Source organism: Syntrophomonas sp. DTU019 (assembly GCA_913757435.1).
In the GTDB taxonomy this organism is placed as follows: domain Bacteria; phylum Bacillota; class Syntrophomonadia; order Syntrophomonadales; family Syntrophomonadaceae; genus DTU019.
Genome location: CAJYDM010000002.1, coordinates 499,474 through 518,363, shown reverse-complemented (window position 1 = coordinate 518,363; position 18,890 = coordinate 499,474). Strand labels below are relative to the sequence as shown.

At 51.6% G+C, this 18,890-nt stretch carries 21 protein-coding genes; 5 read left to right on the top strand and 16 right to left on the bottom strand.

The annotated features are described in order from the left end of the window. Positions 1-29: 29 nt before the first annotated feature. The 4 genes from AC15IQ_RS08050 to AC15IQ_RS08035 are packed head-to-tail and all read right to left on the bottom strand — an operon-like array spanning position 30 to position 3,493. Complete coding sequence (locus tag AC15IQ_RS08050; RefSeq protein WP_483178446.1) at positions 30-653, bottom strand: prepilin-type N-terminal cleavage/methylation domain-containing protein; 624 nt, start codon at positions 651-653, stop codon at positions 30-32. Continuing rightward, positions 643-963 carry a competence type IV pilus major pilin ComGC gene (locus AC15IQ_RS08045; RefSeq protein WP_483178625.1) on the bottom strand — a complete coding sequence of 107 codons (321 nt, stop codon included), beginning with the start codon at positions 961-963 and terminating at the stop codon, positions 643-645. The genes AC15IQ_RS08050 and AC15IQ_RS08045 overlap by 11 nt, the downstream gene beginning before the upstream one ends. Before the next feature lie 38 nt (positions 964-1,001). Then, the gene (locus AC15IQ_RS08040; protein WP_483178445.1) at positions 1,002-2,171 is read right to left on the bottom strand and encodes a type II secretion system F family protein; all 1,170 of its coding nucleotides are present in this window, start codon (positions 2,169-2,171) and stop codon (positions 1,002-1,004) included. Beyond that, positions 2,168-3,493 (bottom strand): GspE/PulE family protein, encoded by a 1,326-nt coding sequence (locus AC15IQ_RS08035; RefSeq protein ID WP_483178444.1) that lies wholly within the window; start codon positions 3,491-3,493, stop codon positions 2,168-2,170. Before AC15IQ_RS08035 ends, AC15IQ_RS08040 begins: the two co-directional genes overlap by 4 nt. A 154-nt stretch (positions 3,494-3,647) precedes the next feature. Between AC15IQ_RS08035 and AC15IQ_RS08030 the strand changes: the two genes are divergently transcribed. Beyond that, positions 3,648-5,036 (top strand): hypothetical protein, encoded by a 1,389-nt coding sequence (locus tag AC15IQ_RS08030; protein ID WP_483178443.1) that lies wholly within the window; start codon positions 3,648-3,650, stop codon positions 5,034-5,036. Between the two features lie 4 nt (positions 5,037-5,040). Here AC15IQ_RS08030 and AC15IQ_RS08025 read toward each other — a convergent pair whose 3' ends face one another. Next, entirely contained in the window at positions 5,041-5,232 is a 192-nt protein-coding gene (locus tag AC15IQ_RS08025) for a ferritin family protein (RefSeq protein ID WP_483178442.1), read from the bottom strand. A 232-nt stretch (positions 5,233-5,464) separates the two neighbouring features. Here AC15IQ_RS08025 and AC15IQ_RS08020 point away from each other — a divergent pair, with 232 nt between their 5' ends. Both AC15IQ_RS08020 and AC15IQ_RS08015 read left to right on the top strand, forming a co-directional pair. Beyond that, positions 5,465-6,154, top strand: a complete 690-nt coding sequence (locus AC15IQ_RS08020) for a DUF421 domain-containing protein (protein ID WP_483178441.1) — start codon at positions 5,465-5,467, stop codon at positions 6,152-6,154. 14 nt (positions 6,155-6,168) lie between these two features. Further along, positions 6,169-6,534, top strand: a complete 366-nt coding sequence (locus AC15IQ_RS08015; RefSeq protein WP_483178440.1) for a DUF4363 family protein — start codon at positions 6,169-6,171, stop codon at positions 6,532-6,534. A 1-nt stretch (position 6,535) separates the two neighbouring features. On the opposite strand, the gene aroB is transcribed toward AC15IQ_RS08015, so the two are convergent. The 7 genes from aroB to AC15IQ_RS07980 form a co-directional block, all read right to left on the bottom strand. After that, positions 6,536-7,630 (bottom strand): 3-dehydroquinate synthase, encoded by a 1,095-nt coding sequence (gene aroB, locus AC15IQ_RS08010; RefSeq protein ID WP_483178439.1) that lies wholly within the window; start codon positions 7,628-7,630, stop codon positions 6,536-6,538. Positions 7,631-7,661: 31 nt separating this feature from the next. Beyond that, on the bottom strand, positions 7,662-8,210 hold the full coding sequence (locus tag AC15IQ_RS08005) for a shikimate kinase (RefSeq protein ID WP_483178438.1): 549 nt from the start codon (positions 8,208-8,210) through the stop codon (positions 7,662-7,664). Continuing rightward, positions 8,195-9,382, bottom strand: coding sequence for a chorismate synthase (gene aroC, locus AC15IQ_RS08000; protein WP_483178437.1), 1,188 nt, complete (start codon positions 9,380-9,382; stop codon positions 8,195-8,197). The genes AC15IQ_RS08005 and aroC overlap by 16 nt, the downstream gene beginning before the upstream one ends. A gap of 24 nt (positions 9,383-9,406) precedes the next feature. Continuing rightward, positions 9,407-9,865, bottom strand: a complete 459-nt coding sequence (locus AC15IQ_RS07995; protein ID WP_483178436.1) for a GspH/FimT family protein — start codon at positions 9,863-9,865, stop codon at positions 9,407-9,409. Beyond that, complete coding sequence (locus tag AC15IQ_RS07990) at positions 9,852-10,703, bottom strand: shikimate dehydrogenase (protein WP_483178435.1); 852 nt, start codon at positions 10,701-10,703, stop codon at positions 9,852-9,854. Before AC15IQ_RS07990 ends, AC15IQ_RS07995 begins: the two co-directional genes overlap by 14 nt. A 65-nt stretch (positions 10,704-10,768) precedes the next feature. Further along, positions 10,769-11,284, bottom strand: coding sequence for a YqeG family HAD IIIA-type phosphatase (locus AC15IQ_RS07985; RefSeq protein ID WP_483178434.1), 516 nt, complete (start codon positions 11,282-11,284; stop codon positions 10,769-10,771). Further along, positions 11,277-12,302 (bottom strand): galactose-1-phosphate uridylyltransferase, encoded by a 1,026-nt coding sequence (locus AC15IQ_RS07980; RefSeq protein ID WP_483178433.1) that lies wholly within the window; start codon positions 12,300-12,302, stop codon positions 11,277-11,279. The genes AC15IQ_RS07985 and AC15IQ_RS07980 overlap by 8 nt, the downstream gene beginning before the upstream one ends. Before the next feature lie 287 nt (positions 12,303-12,589). Here AC15IQ_RS07980 and AC15IQ_RS07975 point away from each other — a divergent pair, with 287 nt between their 5' ends. Together AC15IQ_RS07975 and AC15IQ_RS07970 are read left to right on the top strand one after the other, a co-directional pair. Continuing rightward, a complete protein-coding gene (locus AC15IQ_RS07975) occupies positions 12,590-13,243 on the top strand; it encodes a hypothetical protein (RefSeq protein ID WP_483178432.1) in 654 nt (217 codons plus the stop codon). A 17-nt stretch (positions 13,244-13,260) separates the two neighbouring features. Further along, a complete protein-coding gene (locus AC15IQ_RS07970; RefSeq protein WP_483178431.1) occupies positions 13,261-13,872 on the top strand; it encodes an NUDIX hydrolase in 612 nt (203 codons plus the stop codon). 1 nt (position 13,873) lies between these two features. Here the strand turns inward: AC15IQ_RS07970 and AC15IQ_RS07965 are convergent, their stop codons facing one another. The 4 genes from AC15IQ_RS07965 to pdaA all read right to left on the bottom strand — a co-directional run bounded on the left by AC15IQ_RS07965 (position 13,874) and on the right by pdaA (position 18,834). Continuing rightward, positions 13,874-15,811: an HD domain-containing phosphohydrolase gene (locus tag AC15IQ_RS07965; protein WP_483178430.1), complete on the bottom strand. Its 1,938-nt coding sequence runs from the start codon at positions 15,809-15,811 to the stop codon at positions 13,874-13,876. 343 nt (positions 15,812-16,154) lie between these two features. Next, positions 16,155-16,847 carry an RNA polymerase sporulation sigma factor SigK gene (gene sigK / locus AC15IQ_RS07960; RefSeq protein WP_483178624.1) on the bottom strand — a complete coding sequence of 231 codons (693 nt, stop codon included), beginning with the start codon at positions 16,845-16,847 and terminating at the stop codon, positions 16,155-16,157. Between the two features lie 152 nt (positions 16,848-16,999). Beyond that, complete coding sequence (locus tag AC15IQ_RS07955; RefSeq protein WP_483178623.1) at positions 17,000-17,806, bottom strand: histidinol-phosphatase HisJ family protein; 807 nt, start codon at positions 17,804-17,806, stop codon at positions 17,000-17,002. Positions 17,807-17,928: 122 nt separating this feature from the next. Beyond that, positions 17,929-18,834, bottom strand: a complete 906-nt coding sequence (gene pdaA, locus AC15IQ_RS07950; RefSeq protein WP_483178429.1) for a delta-lactam-biosynthetic de-N-acetylase — start codon at positions 18,832-18,834, stop codon at positions 17,929-17,931. Positions 18,835-18,890 lie beyond the last annotated feature (56 nt).

Genomic DNA, 18,890 nt, shown 5'->3' with positions numbered 1-18,890 from the left:
CAGTGGCGGCATTTTGCCCGAGGCGTCTTTCACCTGCACAGGTTGGTTGGCCAGATCAGGCTCAAGTACTGGCGAGCCCGCCTTACCGAGTTTGCAGCTCGGCCTGCTGTTGCATCTGCTGTGTTATCAGGAAGGAATACCAGAACACAGCCATGACACTGTGTACGATGAGCAGAATAGAAATAAGGCCAGGACGGTTTCCACCAGCGTGAAACCAACTGGCTACAGACCTGACCCGATCTCCGCGGCCGGTATAACAGGGTACACATTTCCACTGCTTTTCCTCGATCCCCATCCCAATTCACCCTTACCGAACCTGCCACAATTGTGCTTCCCATCGCAAGGCTCCACATCTGCTGCCACGGATAAAGCGCCCTATTGACAGGGTCGCTGGACCACAATTGGGGCATCATCACCGCTGTATGGACCGTTTTCCACCCAATCGGGTACGGCCAGCAGTATTCCAGTATGCCGAAGGCCAGAGCTGCCGCCTGATTCTGTCTGCTAGCCTCTTCTGTCCACCGTCCGGCGACGCCAGAGATGTGCAGCATGGACCCGGCCAACAACCCTAACAATACCAGGGCCACCAGCACTTCCAGCAAAGTGACCCCGGCATAATCACTCCAGATACGAAACAGATTTCTACGGTTCACTATCATCACGACCCAGGTCAGCAAGAGTGTAAACCTCGTCGGTACCTGGCCTATTAGGAATAACCTTTACATATTCATCCACCAGTTCATCAAGATCAGTGATCGTATTCCCCGTATTGGCTTCATAAAGATCACAGGCATTGTTGAGCATATCAATATTGGCTTGGTTGGCTTTTTCCTCGGAGTCGGCCAGAATATTGGCGAATCTGGGCACTACCATCGCAGCCAACACTGCCAGGATGGCCATGACCACGATCAGTTCGATCAGAGTGAAACCCTGCTGCTCCTTCAATTTGCGCCTAATTTTCATCACACTCACCGTTTACACCTCCTTTCACCGCAAATCAACTAAAAGCCTCCGGCCAGATCGAGAAGACCATACATTGGCATCAAGGTGGCAATCACCGTAGTGCCCACTAGAAAAGCCACCATCAAGATCAGGGCTGGTTCCAGTAAGGCGATCATGCCATCCAACCGGTGCAATAGTTCCTTTTGTAAATGTCTGCTCAAAACTTCCAGCATTTCCGCCAGATGCCCGCTCTCCTCGCCGGCCGCAATCATGCGGACATACATCTCCTCAAACAGGCCGTGCTGGGCCAGACTCAGGGCGATACCTTTTCCGGCCTGCATATCCAGGCAAACCCGCTCCACAATATTCTGCACATAAGGGTTGGCAGAGGTGTTGCCGGCTGTTTCCAGAGCCGTCATGGCAGGCACCCCTGCCTTAAGCAATACCGCTGCAGTCTCGCTGATGTGCATTAAGGCCAGACCCCGTAAGCATTTGCCCAGTATGGGCACAGCCATAAGCCTGCGTTGCAGCGCGAATGCAACATTTGGGCGTCGGCTGACTCGCAGCAGCAGATAGCCGATGCTACTCAATACAAACAGTGCCAGCAGGCCATAATTCCTGATGAACCCGGCGCTGAACATGACCACGGTAGTTATGGTTGGCAGGGGCACCCCGGAACCGGTATATAGTTCCGAAAACATTGGAATGATAAAGAAACTGATTCCCAGCACTGCCGCAATGGCAAACAGAAATACGATGCCCGGGTAGGCCAGGGCGGTGAGTATGCGCTTTTGCAGTTCATTCTGGTTTTCCATGTACGAGTTGATGCGGTAGAGCATTTCGGTAAGCACTCCGCCTGACTCGCCTACCCGCACCATCTGCGCTGCCAGGCCGGGAAAAAGCCGGTGTTGGGCTTCTAAGGCCTGATATAGGGATAAACCTGACCTGATATCCTGCAGGATATTATTCAGGGCCTGTTTCAAATACGGTTTGGAGGTCTGGGCACTGAGTATCTCCAGGCCTCTTTCCAAACCGAGCCCGGCTTCCAGCATCACCCCTAATTGACTGAACAGCTGTGCTGTTTCCCGACGGGAGATGCTTGACAGCTGCACCCAACTCGAGGCCTTGTCCAAGGCTGACCCGATGGGATTCAGCCACTGCCTCCATCGCACCACTCCTGCGACTTCACTGCATGGTGTGGTTGATATAGGTTCACTCTGTTCCATCATGGTAATCTTCTCTCCTGATCTTCATTTATAACCCGCAGGATTTCCTCCAGGCTGGTCAGACCTTGTGCTGCTTTGTCAATGCCATCCCACTTTAGCGGTACCATATGATTGCCGATTGCCAGGGCTTGCAGCTCTTCTTCCGATGATCCCCCTTTATATACGGCCTTTTTCAGAGCTGCATCGATTACCATGATTTCTTGTATGGCAGTGCGTCCCATGTACCCCAGGCCGTAGCACTGGCTGCAACCCGCAGACCGGTACATTACTGTCCCGCTCAGTTCAGGCCTCCCTAACCAGGCCGCCTGCGGCGTGGAAATCCGGTAGCTCTGCTGACACAACGGACACAGCAGCCTGACCAGCCGCTGGGAAACGATGCCACTAAGGGCTGAAGCCAATAGATAAGAGGCACAGCCCATATCCAACAACCGGGTTACTGCCGCTGCGGCGCTGTTGGTGTGCAGTGTGGACAAGACCAGGTGCCCGGTCAAAGCCGCATGCACCGCCAGTTGGGCAGTCTCCTCGTCACGGACTTCTCCCACCATGATCACATCCGGGTCCTGACGCAAGGCCGAACGCAGCCCGTTGGCGAAGCGCAGTCCGGCTTTGCTGTTGATCTGCACCTGGTTGATATTTTCCAGGGAGTATTCCACTGGGTCTTCAAGTGTTACGATGTTCTTATGTGCAGTGTTGATGCTGTTTAATAGTGCATACAGAGTGCTGGTCTTGCCGCTGCCGGTCGGTCCGGTCACCAGCACGAGGCCATGGCTGCGCTTGGATAGACCGCTGAGCAGGAGGAAATTGTTCTGGCTCAGGCCTAATTCCCCCATGGCGGTAATAGCCTGGCTGCGGTCCAGAATTCTGATAACCGCTTTCTCGCCTAGTATAGCCGGGATGGTCGACACCCGGCAGTCCACCTTGCCGGGAAGCCCTGCAAAGGTGAAACGTCCATCCTGAGGCAGCCGTTTTTCGGCTATATCCATTCCCGCAACAATCTTTATGCGGGAGATCAGCTGGGAATGAACTGAATGAGGCAGTTCAGCTACCTGATACATCAAGCCGTCAATACGGAACCTCAAGCGCACATCTTTATCACGGCACTCCACATGGATGTCACTGGCGCGGTGATTAATCGCCTGATGAAGTATCTGGTCGAACAAATCTATGCAGTTGCCGGGGTTTAAGCCTTCCAATGCTATATGGGCTTGAGGCTCATCCGGGCCGGATCGGAGCAAGGGCGGCTTGATACCGCCAGGTGCCCTGACTGTGCCCACTACTATTTTGGCAGCCGCCTTCATCTGATCTGCAACCGAACCACCAGTCATTTTTCCGCACCATCCGCTCTATTCAGGGGTGATAAAATAAATATATACAATATTTTCCATTTTATCCATAAGATGTTTTAGGGATATTTGTTAGAAGGTGTCGCTTTAGCTTTTCACAGACTTAAGGGTATGGACTTAAGGAGCCTGGTTTGTTATGTTTTTCTTAGCCCGATCAGGAAAGAAGAAGGCGGTAGAAGATATGGCGGGTATTATCCAATATTATTTTATGCTGGGAGATGACATTTCCGATTTCGGGGAACGAATGGCATCTCCGCTAGAAGCCGCAGGATTTAAGGTTATTAGCGGTGGCAATGACAACGGCCTGCACCCCAGCTCGTCTTTTAGCCCGGTCTACTGGCAGTTTGCAGCCCTAGGCGGCAGCCATGTGTGGGCTCTGACCTTCAGTAGCGAAGGCGGCCTTAAAGAGGCTCAGCAATATCTGCAAGCCTTGGAGGAACAGGCCGGAGTTGACCTGGATATGATTCTTGGTCAGGCTACTGTAGTGGTCGCTGCTGAGCACAATTGGGATGAGCTGTTAATACAGGCAGCAGCGTTAATGGGCCGGGTAGCCCCCGAGGAAGTAGCGCTTCGAAATGGTCGGCTGCTGCGTTATGCACTGTCCCCTACCCAGGCTTGCTATTTGTCCCCATCAGAGGTTTGTCAAACTAATGACACGTTTTTTTGGAGGCAGGGTCTGGCCCAGATTGAGGCCCAGCAACTCAATGCCGGGATCGTAGGCCGCTTGCTGCGTGATCAATTAACTCAGGTCAAACGTGAAAGTACCACGCTGGAACGAGAGCTTTCGCTGATATTGCATGCCAACCTGGTGTCGGCCCAGGGGGCTCAGAAGGAAGCCGATGAACTGGACACACAACTCAACACCTTGATCAGTTCATATGGAAAGATCGTGGGCAGCCGCCACCTGGTAGCGCAGGGCAGAGTCCGGCTGCTCACCCTGGTAAACCAGTTAAACCGGCAGCTGCGTCAGGACAGCGTGTTGGATCCGGTGCAGCCGCTGTTCGATAGGTGGATGGAAGGCTATCAGGAGAGTCTGGATGAATTGAGCCAGGTAGAATCCGGCTTAGAGCATGCCCAGCGGGATTATTTGGCTGGGATCGAGGTGGTGAGAAGTCGTATTGATATGATGAACAACCGCAGCAATTTGGCCACTCAGGCGCAGATTCGCGCTTTGATGGAACAGAATACCGAGATGCAAAAACAAAGCCTGGTGTTCCAATATGCGGCCGGTTTGATCGAGTTCATCGTACTGGCTTATTACAGCCATTCATTGTGGAAAAACCTGGCTCATGACAGCTACCTGTTGATTCCGTCTTCAATACAATTCGCCATTGTTCTGCTGTTCTCCGGCTGCGCCGTATATTGTACACACCTCTTAGCCGAATACATGCAGGGCGAACATGAAGTCAGGGGCAAAATGATCGCGGCTTTAATAGTGATGGCCGCACTGCTGCTAATCATCATTATTGGCACCATCATCACGGGCCCTGCCGTGGCCATCCCGGGAGTGATGGTTGGACATTAAAACATTATTTGCCCATCAATTTGATGGCCTTGAGCCTGTCCACCAACCGTTTATAATGGCTTTCTTCTTCTTTGGCGATCTGTTCCAGCATCAGCCGGGTCTCTTGATCCTCGGCCATGCGGGCCAATTCCAGGTATTTCTCCTTGGCCTGGGTCTCTGACCGTATGGCTAGTTCTAGCGCTTCTCTGATATTCATGTCGTACTTCTCCTTTTATGGCCGATCATTCTTATGACATTATATATGATAATCCCCTTCACGGTCGATAACTGCCTATCCCGCAGCATATATCCCCGATCTCATTCGGATTGAAGCTTCTTGGCAGCTTACTCCGCCCCTCATACTACGGTCACTAGCCTTAGTCTTTAACGGGAATTTTACTCCCATACATAGCCCATAATACTCATAGCGACGCAAAGTGGGTGTGAGTATGAACGAAGCTCTGGTGGTTTTGGTGCGAAGCCTGATAGCCTTTTCGTCCTTGCTGGTGTTTACCAGGATGCTGGGCAAACAGCAATTGAGCCAACTCACCTTATTCGATTATATTTTAGGCATAACCATAGGCTCCATAGCAGCGAGCCTGTCGGTCGATCTGAGCAGTCGGGCCTGGCCGCATTGGGTCGGTCTGTTTACCTGGTTTGCCATCGTGGCCGCAATGCAGTGGTCGGGCATCCGCTGGAAAACCGCCGACCGCATCTTCAGTGGTGAACCGCTTGTCGTGATCAGGAATGGCAAAATCATGGAGCAGAACATGAAGACCATTCATTACACCATATCCGATCTATTAGAGCATTTGCGCAATAAAGGTGTATTCGATATCAGCAGGGTGGAATTCGCGGTCCTAGAGAACAATGGCAACTTATCGGTATTACTGAAGCCTGAATACCAACCAGCCACTTTAAAGGATCTGCAGATCAAGCCCTCTCCCGGGGGAATAAGCACTGAGGTCATTTACAGTGGGTTAGTGGTGGAGGAAAACCTTAAGATGGCCGGGGTCAGCCTGCGGTGGCTGCAGGAGCAACTCCAAGCGCAGGGCATATCTGATCCAAAGGAGGTATTCCTGGCCACCTACAATCTTGACAGCGGGTTGCTCTGGATAGATAAATACCAGGATAACTGAGCAGGTGAGAAAATATGCTAAAAGTAATTTATTATAGCCTGGTGCTGCTTATAATGGCAGCAAGTGTATTCGTTATGAACGGGTATCATTATTTGGCCAGGCCGCACGGCCCAGTTGACAATGTCCCCTTGCACATGACCGCTCTGAAAGCCTCACTGGATCAGCACAGTTGGTACCAGGCCGACCAACAGTATCAGGGGCTCAATACTGCCTGGCAGAAAATCAAACCGCGCATTCAATTCAGTGTGGAGAAGGATGAGATGGATGCTATCGATTTGGGGTTGGCCAGATTAGGCGTCTTCATCCGCGCTCAGGACCAAATCCGAGCCGCTGTGGAGTTGAGCGAGATCGAAGCTCACTGGTCCGATCTCAGCCACTGAGTCATTTCTGAATATGCTGGGCCGCATTTATTGCCTTAATGATCATATGCCTGGGAACATCATCCCGAATAGTATAACTGCCAATGGCCTCAGGCAGCACCAACCTAAGTTTTTTGGCCTGAACCTTTTTGTCAGTGAGCATATTACGGTATATGGTAGCAGCAGGAGTGTCAGGCAGTTTGGCCGGAAGATGCAGGGAGCCTAGCAGAAAACCGATGCGCCTCAATTCATCCTCACTAAGTATATCTAGCTGGTTGGATAAAAAGGCGGCAGCCATAGTGCCCATGGCCACTGCTTCGCCATGCGTATGCTCCTGGTAATGGCCGATTTTTTCCAGAGCATGTCCAAAGGTATGTCCCAGATTGAGGCTCATGCGCACCCCGCCTTCGCGTTCATCTCGGGCCACAACAATGCTCTTGAGCTGACAGCAGCGTTGAATGAGGTGCTGCAAGGCTGATGGATCACGGTTTAAGATGTGCTCCTGGTGCTGTTCCAGATAGGTAAAAAGGTCAGCATCGAAGGCTATAGCGTATTTGACCACCTCCCCCAGCCCGCTCAGGTAATCCCGAACTGATAGAGTAGCAAGGGTGTCGGTATCGATCAATACCACGGCTGGCTGGTGGAAAGCACCAATCAGGTTTTTGCCCCGGCGGTGGTTTACCGCCACCTTCCCTCCTACACTGCTGTCTACCTGGGCCAACAAGGTGGTGGGTATCTGTATGAATTCGATCCCACGCTGATAGAGGGCGGCGACCAATCCGGCCAGGTCTCCGACCACCCCGCCCCCCAGGGCTACCACCGCGCTGGAGCGTTCCAATCCGATATGCACTGCCCGGTCTATGATTTTCATGGCTTCTTTGATGTTTTTATAAGACTCCCCATCTGGCATCAAGGCCACGTCCACATCGAAGCCCTGCCCGCTTAAGGCGGTCAGCACCTTTTCACCGTAAAGGGAGAAAACCAGCGGATTGCTGACCAGGAGCAGCTGGTTGGCCCCGCTCCGGGCCGCGATCAGGTCTCCAACCTTGTCCAGCAACCCTGCGGCGATTATGATCTCATAAGAACGCTCCCCTAGATCAACCAGTAACTTGGCCATTTGCTGTTCTCCTGCATTGCTTCCCACCACTTTATACCCGGAGGTCAGGATGGTTCTTCCGCCGGTAGCTGATCCTCCTGACCTGCGTGATAATCTCATTGACCACTTTGTTTAATTCCTGTCCGGTGGTATCGACCCGGATGTCAGCACAGGCGTAGTACTCCTCCCGGGCGGCCAGCATTTTCTCTATGTCTTCAATGGTAGTATTCTTGCTCAAAAGCGGCCGGTTGCCTTTTTTTCGGCTCACCCTGGACATGATCACTTCCGGACTTGCTTCCAGTCCCACAAAGATTCCGTTCTTCTTCAGGGCGGCTACATTATCGGGGTGCAGCACCACGCCCCCGCCAGTGGCTATGACCAAATTGGAGCAACGCCCCAGCTTTTGTGCCATCAATTGCTCCTCGGAGCGGAACCTGGTTTCTCCGTGTTTTCTGAACAACTGGCTGATGCTCATGCCGGTGATGCGTTCAATTTCCCGGTCCATATCCACAAATTGCAGATGAAGCCGCTCAGCCAAACGCATACCCACAGTGCTTTTACCTGTTCCCATAAAACCAATTAAAACTATATTTTTTCCCATTGCCACACCTTTTTCATATATTTGCGATAAGAATCATAAGAAACATGGACCTGTTCAATATGGTCTCCACTGAATTTCTCCAAAAAGGCCCGGGCGATTCCGAAAGCCATCATCGCTTCCGCCACCACCGCGGCAGCCGGGACCGCGCAGATGTCAGATCTCTCCACAGCGGCTTGCTTCTCCTGCCACAGTCTGGTGTCAACACTGTTCAATGGTTTATAGAGGGTCGGAATGGGCTTCATGTAAGCCCGTGCCCAGACGGTCTCCCCATTGGTGATGCCGCCTTCCAGCCCGCCTGCCCGGTTGGTGCGGCGATAAAGGCCGTGCCTGGGATCATGAAATATTTCATCATGCACTTGAGATCCAGAGAGTTGGGCATTGAGCACCCCTTCTCCGATCTCCACCGCTTTTATGGCAGGGATGCTCATCAACAGCCCGGCTAGAGCCGCATCCAATTTGGTATCCCAGGAGACATGGCTTCCCAACCCGGGGGGTACGCCAATAGCGCCCACTTCAAAACATCCGCCCAGCGACTCTCCCTCCCGGCGGGCTGCATCTATAGCTGCAGTCATGGCTAGGGAGGCCTCGCGATCGGCACAATGCACTGCCGAAGCTTTGAGTTCCTGCTGTAGCTGCGGCAGATTTTGCGCGGTAACCTCCCGGGCCGAACAGCTCACCGCACCTATGGCAGTTACCTGACTATAAATGTATATGTTAAAGATGGCTAAGAATTGTTTAAAAATTGCCCCGGCTGCTACCCGGGCAGCTGTCTCCCGAGCGCTGGCCCTTTCTAACACATTGCGCATATCCTTATGATGGTATTTGATTGCTCCAGCCAGATCGGCATGCCCGGGGCGGGGTGAAGTCACCTGACGCGATTCGATTACGGAACACTCCCCGGCACTCATGGTATCCCGCCAATTACTGTGATCCCGATTGGCGATCATAAAGGAGATGGGACTTCCCAGGCTCAATCGGTGGCGCACTCCTGAAAGCAGCTCTGCCTGATCTTGTTCAATGGCCATTCGCCCACCTCGTCCGTAGCCCTGCTGACGCCGCCGCAGCTCACTGTCGATGGCCGCCAGCTCCACCGGGACCCCAGCAGGCAAGCCAGTGATAATTCCTACCAGGGCCCTACCGTGTGATTCTCCACAGGTTTGAAAATTAAGCATAGCAGTTCTCCTAAGGATATCCGCTTACCATCCCGCCGGGGGTTGGCTGGCAACCCTGATGCGGCCGGCTACCGGACTGACAATTATATAGCGGTGCTCCTCTTCCCCGTTCATCAGCACTACCGTGCCCCCGCTGCGTGGTATACCTGAGGGCTGGAATATACAGGCCGGTACCCGGCCTACTTGGGTAGGAAAGTTAGGATTCGCAGCATACTGGGCACCTTCAAGGTAATAGCGGGTGGAGGTTCCGGACAAATATGAATTGGTAGAAAAATAAAACCGTACCATCTGATCCTGCCCGGAATAAATGGCTTCTTGCTGCGCTGAGCGCAGCACCCAGGCCATCTGCTGTGCGCTGCTGTCAAGACACTGCCGGGTCATGACCTGTTCCAAGGCCGGAGTGGCTGCCACCAGGCTGAAAGTGGTGATCAGCAACACCAAGAGCAATTCTAAAAGGGTAAAGCCCCTTTCATCGCATCCCATCTGCGGCCACTTCCTTCATAAAATCCAGCGGCGGATCGATGTCCAGCCATAACTCCAAACTGAGGGCGGCTTGATTGACGAACATGGACAAACCATCTAGTGTAACCAATCCGGCCTGGCTTGCAATTTTTAGCAGCCGGGTGGTCTGGGGGTTATAAATGATGTCGCACACCAGCGTCCCCGGCTCAAGCCCATTCAGGTTTTCAACCGGACTCTGCTCGATTTGGGGGTGCATGCCCAGCGGGGTGCAGTTTACAACCAGGTTTGCCGAACCGGCCTGTGCCGCGAATGCCTGCTGGCTCATGGCCAGGGCTGCAATGTCGCACTGATATCGGTCGCGGATAAACCCGGCCAGACTCCGGGCTCGCTGTAGGTCGATATCGAGCAGAACCAGCCGCTCCCAGCCCGCCATTGCTAGTTGGCAGGCTATGGCCCGGGAAGCCCCGCCGCAGCCTATCAACAGGGCACAGCCCCTGTGCACCTCATATGAAGACAGGGCTTTCATAAACCCGGCCCCGTCAGTATTGTGTCCTACCAGTCGGCCATCTCGGTTGACGATCACATTGACCGACTGACAGGCTCTGGCATCTCCGCTCAGTTCGTCCAAATAGGGGATAACGGCTTCCTTATAAGGGATAGTAACATTTACCCCAGCCATCCCCAGGGAACGCACCGCCGCTACCGCGTGTGGCAAATTATGGGCCTCAACCTCGAAAGGCAGGTAGACATAATTCAAATCAAGATGCTGCAAGGTGCGGTTATGCAATAGCGGTGACAAGCTATGCCCCAGGGGTTTGCCGAAAATGCCCAGACATCCGGTTTGGGGGTCGATAATCATGAGGGTCTCCTTTGCCCCGCAGGATTTTCTTGCGGGTTGAACGCAGAACAACCGCGATAATATATTTAGATCCCGTTTTTACGCACATTTCTGCGTTTCAAACGGTATAAAACCATCTTCTCCATAGCGCGGGAGATCTTGGTACCCATGAACTCCTTTTTGGTCAGGGGAGTGACCAGTATCGTATAAAGGCCGGCACGATTACCTCCAAGAACATCAGTAAAGATCTGATCGCCGATCACGGCCGTTTCCTCAGGTTTTACCGCCATCAGTTCCATCGCCCGGTAAAATGCACCGCGGCGTGGCTTGTTGGCCTTATAAATAAAGGGGATGCTCAGGTGATCGGCTACTGCCAGACAACGCTGCTTTTTATTATTAGATAAAATACAGGCCTTGAAGCCGGCGGTTTTAATAGTTTTGAACCATTCTCCCACCTGGGATTCCACCACATTGCTGTTCCATTCGGTGATAGTGTTGTCCAGGTCAAAGATCAATGCTTTGATGCCACGGTACTTCAAGGCTTCCAGGGGGATGTCAGCCAGAGCTGCCACATACAGGTGAGGATACAGTTTGTCAATCATGTGATGCTCCCTTGCGGCCTTCTCTCATGGTCTGGCCTAAAATCTGTGCGGCCCGTTCCGGGGCCACCGGGTTCATATAAAACCCTGTGCCGATCTCTACCGCATTTTGCACCATGAGGCGCGGGGAGATCTCCATGAACCAATGATAACCCCGATCCTCCACGCTGTTGACCGGTGCAGTATTGATACTGATATTATAAGCCGGCTGGTCAAGAGTATCCATCATGGTGCCTATATATGCCTTGCTCAAGACCGCCAGGTCGCCAATCTCCGCATCGGATATGCCGTCAAAGTGTTCAGTATGGGTCTTGGGTACGATCCAGGCCTCATAGCAGAATCTGGAGGCATAAGGGCATATTATCAGAAAATGATCTGTCTCCGCCACTATCCGCACCCGGTGGGCGAGCTCCGCCTTGATAATATCACAGATAAGACAGCGCCGATGTTCATCGAAATAGCGGCCAATAGCGGTGCATTGCTCCGGTACTATGGAATAGGCCAAAATCTGACTGTGGCTGTGCTGTTGCGAAGCTCCGGCGAAAAGGCCCCGGTTCTTATAGATCTGAATATATTTGATACGGTCGTCACGCCTCAGTTCCTGATACCTTTGCCGCAGCAAACGGAAGAACTGGCCTATATGTTTGGTATCGCGCTGCTGTATTTCCTGATAATGCCACGGCGTCTCGATCACCACTTCATGATGCCCCAGACCGTTGAAACATTCAAAAAGGCCCTCACGAAAGTGACGCAATTCCCCTTCCAGATTGAAAGCCGCAAATTTGTTGGGTACCGTACGGACCAGCCATCCCGGTGCATCGGCTGTGGAGCCAGGCAAGCGGATGGCCGCGATCTCAGGTGTAGTCCTGCTTTCATGCCCCTCGCAGAAGGGGCAGTCGCTGCCGTCAAAATGAGAGCTGACACAGTTGCGGTTGATGGGAAACTCCCCTGGTTTTAGAGCATTATCCGCCACTATCACCACCCAGTTGTCTCTGACCATATCCTTACGCAATTCTGGCACAGGCCCATCCCCCCTCCACCTTACTGCATGTCACCCTCTGCTGCTTAAAAAACTCGATACATACTGATATTTTAGTAATATATAATCTGATTTATTACAGGGAGTCGCCATTAATAAAACAGTGTATTACTAAAAATACTATATCAGACTGGAACTCCTTTTAAAACGGGTGACTATCGTGCAGCAGCACAGCGAAAAAACACCTGACCAGCTGCCTGCATGGAAAATATGGACCCGCCAGGGGTTACCAATTATAATAGATATTAATGGAAGAAAGGTGGATATCAATGCGCCGATTGCTTCAGGTAACTATAATTTGTCTGGTTTTGCTGGCTGCTGGTTGTGCTCAGCAGTCGCCACCCTCAGGGGGCGATCCGGCCCCTAGACCCGATGGCCCCGCGCCGCAGCCTACTCCACCGGTTTTGACAGCTCAATCCTTTTTTCCCATAAAAGCCGGCAGCACCTGGACTTATCAGGGCCAGGGCAATGAATATGCAGCATTCACCCGGGAATCGATTTTCAGCCGTGACAACCGCGGCCAGTTTAAGGAATCCAATGGCGGCACAGTGAGCAGTGCGGTTTTTGAGGCTAATGCCGATGCCGTGACCAGGGTCTATTTTCAAGGGGAACAATACCAACCCGATAATCTTTTAAACAGTCCCAATTTCGCTGGCAATGACAGCACGGTTGTAATAAAGGCTCCCTTGGTTGCAGGCACCACCTGGACCAGCGGCAATATGCAGAAAAAGCTAGTCTCGGTGGAGGCAGCCGTTGACACCCCGGCAGGTAAATTCGAAAAATGCCTGCAGATTGAGACTCGCACCCCTGAAAGTGTGGTGACGGAGTATTACAAAGAAAATGTGGGACTGGTCAAACGCGAGTTCAAATCCGGCGATACTGTGGTGACCTCGACACTTGCACAATACCAGATCGCCCCTTAAGTTTTCAGGGAGGGCTTATGCTAGACAAGATCCGTTCCTTTAAAGGCCGTAAGGCCAAAGTCCTCGGCCATGCAGAAGTATCAAAATATGCCGTCTTAGTGCCTTTGATTGCAGAAGATGAGGACTATTATGTAGTGTTCGAGAAAAGGGCTGCTACCCTAAAGTGGCAGCCCGGTGAGATCTGCTTTCCGGGAGGCAGGATGGAACCCGATGATCGGGGTACTAAGGCCAGTGCCATCAGAGAAACCTGTGAAGAATTAGGCCTTGATCCTGAAGATATCGAAGTGATCGCGCCGCTGGATGTAATGGTTCATCCCGGCAATTTCATTATTGTGCCTTATCTGGCCTTTATCAACGACCGCAGCAAAATAAATCCCAACCACCAGGAGGTGGAACGGCTGTTATACGTTCCTCTTTCCTTCCTCATGAATACAGAGCCTCAGCAACACAATGTTTCGGTGCGTATGTTCATGGAGGAGGACTTCCCCTTCGAATTGATACCTCACGGGAAGAATTACCCCATGCGCACCGGCAGTTATATGCAGTATTTTTACTTCTGGGAGGGGGAGGTTATCTGGGGTATGACCTCGCGCATACTGCAGCACTTCTTAGATCTGCTCAAATCCTGATTCAAGCCATTCTTTCCACAAACACTTTGACCACACTCGGGTCAAACTGGGTGCCCGCACAGTTCTGCAATTCCTGCAACGCTTCCTGCTTGCTGATGGCCTCGCGGTAAGGCCGCCCATTGACCATCACGTCATAGGCATCACACACCGCCAGGATCCGTGCCAGCAAGGGAATCTTCTCTTCTCTCAGGCCAAGTGGATAGCCACTGCCATCCCAGCATTCATGGTGCGCCAGGATAGCCTCCGCGATGGGCACCAGTTCGGGAGTGGACAACGCGATGCGATAGCCGATCTCGGGGTGCTTTTTCATGGTATCCCATTCCTCGTGGGATAGACTACCAGCCTTATCCAAGATGGTGCTGGGTATGGCGATCTTGCCGATATCATGCAGGGCTGACAGGAGGTTCAATGCATCCAGTTCCGTTTCGCTCATTCGCATGCCTTTGCCTATCATACTGGACATTTGCTGCAGACGCGCGGTATGATCCTCCGTCTCATGGCTCTTCTCTCTCAGGGTGCGCTCCAGCGAGAGAATAAAAGAACTGCGGATATTGCGGCTTTCGATAAGCTTATTGCGATACATACGATCTTCGGCCTCACGCATCACATCATCAATGTCTTGAGTTATATCCGTGCGGGTGGCCATACCCAAGGCCAGGCTGACCTGATCAGCGCTTTCTTCAGTTTTCCTGCAGTTGTTCTTGATACGATTACATATCTCATCCGCTACCTCGGCATTGGTCATAGGCAGCAGAACCACGAATTCGTCCCCACCCAACCGGGCGATGATGTCTTCCTTGCGGCAGGAGGCACGCAAGACCTCGGCGGCCGCCTTTAAAACCGCATCGCCTTTTTGATGTCCGAAGGCATCGTTGATCAGTTTCAAGCTGTTCAAGTCACCCATAATAATACTCATTGGCAGCTGTCTCTGCGTGTCCAGCCTTTTCAGTTCTTCCTGAAAAAAGGCCCGGTTATAAAGCCCCGTCAGAGGGTCATTGAAGCTGAGATAGCGGATGCGTTCTTCAGCGTGTTTGCGCTCGCTGATCTCCTCACAGGCCACTATTACCTCGGTGACTTTACCGGTATGGTCATATACTGGATTAGCCTTATATTGCAGCCATACTTCCCGGCCCCAGGAGGAAAGGAAGTGAATCTCCCCGGTGCCGGACTTACCTTCTTTCACCGTTTCCAACAGTTCATATTTGATGAGCGACATTTCTTTTTCCGATGCCGCCAGTTGATCCAAGTGACTTAAGGCTTCCTTGGATGGAGCTCCCAGCACCTCTAGCATATATTGATTAAGATCAGTGATAGTGCCACTGGATTCATACCTGAAAAGGCCAATGGGGTTGTTCTCGAAAAGCGCCCGATATCGCGGCTCGCTCTCCTCCATGGCCTGATGCTTCAAGAGTTGGTCTGTGAGATCGACTGCCACCGGCGGTGCAGTTCTTCCGCCCAGCCCCAGAGCCTTAATGGTTCTCCCTCTGCTATCCTGAAAGATCATTTTTCCCGAGATGCGCACCCAGAGCCAATCTCCCGCACCATTCTTGATACGGCACACAGTCTCAAAATGCTTCTCCGGACCCTCAACATATGTCTGAGCCGCCTCGATGACCGCATTGATGTCATCCTCATGCAATAACCCCTTCCACTCCTGCAGAGGGCGCCGCTCCTCATCCCATTCTTGGCCGAGTGTTCTGCTCCAACTATCATTTATGTAAAGCGTGTTATTGAGCAAATTCCACTCCCACAAGAACTCCTGGCTGGCCCACAGCGCCGATGCCGTACGCTCTTGGTTATCCTGCAGCCTGGCTTGGTCCTGCTTGAGCTGCTCAATCTCCTCATACAGAAGATTGTTCAAGGCAGATAACTCGCTGACTGCTTTGCGCATAGTGTGGATTTCATTATTGAGCATGTCAATGCGGTCCTGGGAATCCATGTATGTTCACTCCATCTATATGTTCATATAGAGATAATTGTGTGATTTGACTTATATTATACTATATATAGTACCATTCTACTTCTTGGACATTAATCCCGCAAGTGTTTAGTAAACAATAACCACTTATATTGCCCATAAGTCCTATTTTGTAAAACTATTTACTCCGATTCTTCACAGCCCGGCCTATGTGCTGTCTGCTCGGCGAATCTGTGGAAATACTTATACCATCCGAATAAACCGGCCCAGCCGACCTAGCAGTACCGGAACAGGTCATGCTGCACAGCCTGTCCTAAGATGGTCCCGGAATAATGCTGGGGATTCATTCCCCAGCATCATATTTTTACGTTTGCACGCTGATCTCGCTGATGAGTTTTTTCAGGGCGCGTTTCTCTATCCTGGACACATAGGATCTAGATATGCCCATTTTACGAGCTATTTCACGTTGTGTCTCTTTAAGGCCGTTGAACAAACCGTAGCGCATTTCGATGACCTGCTTCTCGCGCCGGGAGAGAATGCCGATGGTGCTGCGCACCTTTTCCTCCTGTAATTTCGCCTCCACATTGTCGATTATTTCATTGTCAGTAGTCAGCACATCGATCAGTGAGATTTCATTGCCTTCTTTGTCAAAGCCGATGGGATCGTATATAGATACCTCTTGCTTCAGTTTTTTGGTATTGCGCAGGTGCATAAGCACCTCATTCTCTATGCAGCGCGCGGCATAAGTAGCCAGGCGGACCGCTCTCTCGTCATTGTAGGTCTTTATGGCCTTGATTAGGCCGATGGTACCTATGGAAATCAAATCTTCCATGTCTTCGCCGCTGTTCTCGTATTTCCTTACTACATGAGCCACTAGTCTGAGGTTGTGTTCGATGAGGATGTTGCGGGCATCTTCGCTGCCCTGTTTGAGCAGCAACAGCTGCGCTTTCTCTTCTTCTTCTTTCAATGGTTGAGGAAAAACTTGATTGTTTAGATAGGCGAAAAGCAGCAGACTTCCTTTAAGCAAGGTCACTAAGGCAATAAACCCGGTGAGAATGCTCAAAATACCACCTCCCTAAAATTAGAGCGCCTTACATCATATGAGTAAAAATGATGAAAAGTGACTGTTTTGAGCAGGTATTTTGTGGAACTTTGTCCGCGAGTGGTGGTGGATGGTGTGTCAGAGAACTCCCCTGACATTCCCTGACACTACAGGATCTTGATGAAGTCGGGCTGGCGCTGTTTGTATATGGTGAGGTATTTGTACCCCAGATCGGCTAAGGCCTGATAAGCATACTGGAACTGGCAGCAGATGTCCTGGGGAAAGTGGGCGTCTGATCCGACGGTGATTATCTCTCCGCCCAACTGCCGATAGCGCTTCAATATCTCCTGCTGGGGATGCAGTTGATCCAAACCGTAGCGGAATCCAGAGGTGTTCACCTCCAGGCCTTTTCCCAAGTATATGAGACGGCGCAGGATCTCATCCAGCATATCGGAATAATCGCGGTAATGCAGTTGCTTGACCGGGTAATCGCCATAGCGCATGATGAAATCGAGATGCCCATAGACGTCAAAATCATCCATCTGGCGAATACCTTCCAAAACATTCAGAAAATAACGTTCGTAGGCCGCTTGGGAGGTTTTGCCTTCAAAGAAAGCCCCGGTATAGAAATCCATGTTATCGGCCATATGGGTGGAGCATATTACAAATTCAAAGGGATAACTCTTCAATAGCGTCTTAATCCGTTCCTGAATATGGGGCTGATATCCTACCTCCACCCCCATAACCAGATCTATCTTGTCGCGGAAGCGGTTTTTCAGTTCATCGAACTCCTGTTTATAGGCATTGAAATCTATCATTTCAAAATTGGGATCGGCATAATCGTAATCCACATGATCGGTGAATACCAGTTGTTTCAGTTGCATTTCCACAGCGCGTTGTACCATGTCCTCCATGGGGGCCTCACTATCCCCTGAATGTGAGGTATGGGTATGATAATCAGCAAAAAAAAGCACTGCCAAGCTCCCTTCTATAAGCAGAGACCGTTTCCCCGATCAAAAAGTCAGTAAAACTCAACAATAATATAATATTCCTAAACGGGCAGGCTAGCAAGGGACTCCGGTACAGTAGGCAGGGTTTATTCAAAGCGGGACAAAACATACCCTTGGGCCTTTAGATCGGTGAGAATCTTATCCAGGGCCTGGGTGTTGCTTTCGGAAACGGCATGTAGCAGTATCACTGCTCCGGGATGGATGTTGTTCATAACCTCGCGGTACGATACCTCTGCACCGGGTTGTTGATTGGGATCCCAGTCTTTGAATGCCAGGCTCCAGAATACCGTGCTGTACCCTAAACGGCTGGTTTGAGCCAGGCTGTATTCGGAATAGCGACCCATAGGCGGACGCAGATAAGGATCCAGGGGAGCGCCGGTCAGTTTCAGGTAGGCCTCTTCCAACTGCTGCAGTTCGCGTTCTATCTGGGATGCGTTCAAGGTGCTCAGGTCAGGATGATCCCAGGTATGATTGCATACCAGATGCCCTTCCTGATGCATGCGTTTGACCAGATCCGGCCTGGTTTTTATATAGTGGCCAGTGATGAAGAAAGCAGCCGGGACATTATGCTTTTGCAGGGTATCCAGTATAGCCGGGGTATAACCCAGCTCATAGCCGCAATCGAAGGTCAGGTAGATCCTGTTGCTGTTGTTGGGCAAAACATAGAATCCCCGGTACTTTTGCAGCCACTCCCCTGCTTCGGCCAGAGCCCCGGGGGTGGTATGCTGATTGTTGCGGCGAAAGTACCAATCATATCCCGGGGAGGACGTGGGCGGACCAGGATCAGCGGGCTTAGGTTCAACCGTTGGGTCGACAGCGGGAGGCTCAACTGGAGTAGTTGGGTTGACCGGATCGGGTTGAGACGATGTTTGTACAGGCGGCGGAGCGATAGCAGGTTGTGCAGGGGGTTCTTGGCCAAAGGGCAGTATGGTACAAGAGGATACTGGCATCATCAATATAATGATAAGAATCAATAAAAACCATCTATTCATGCCCTTCACCCCCTAGCCTCATCATATCACAGCAAAAGGGGAAAATGTTTGGAAAT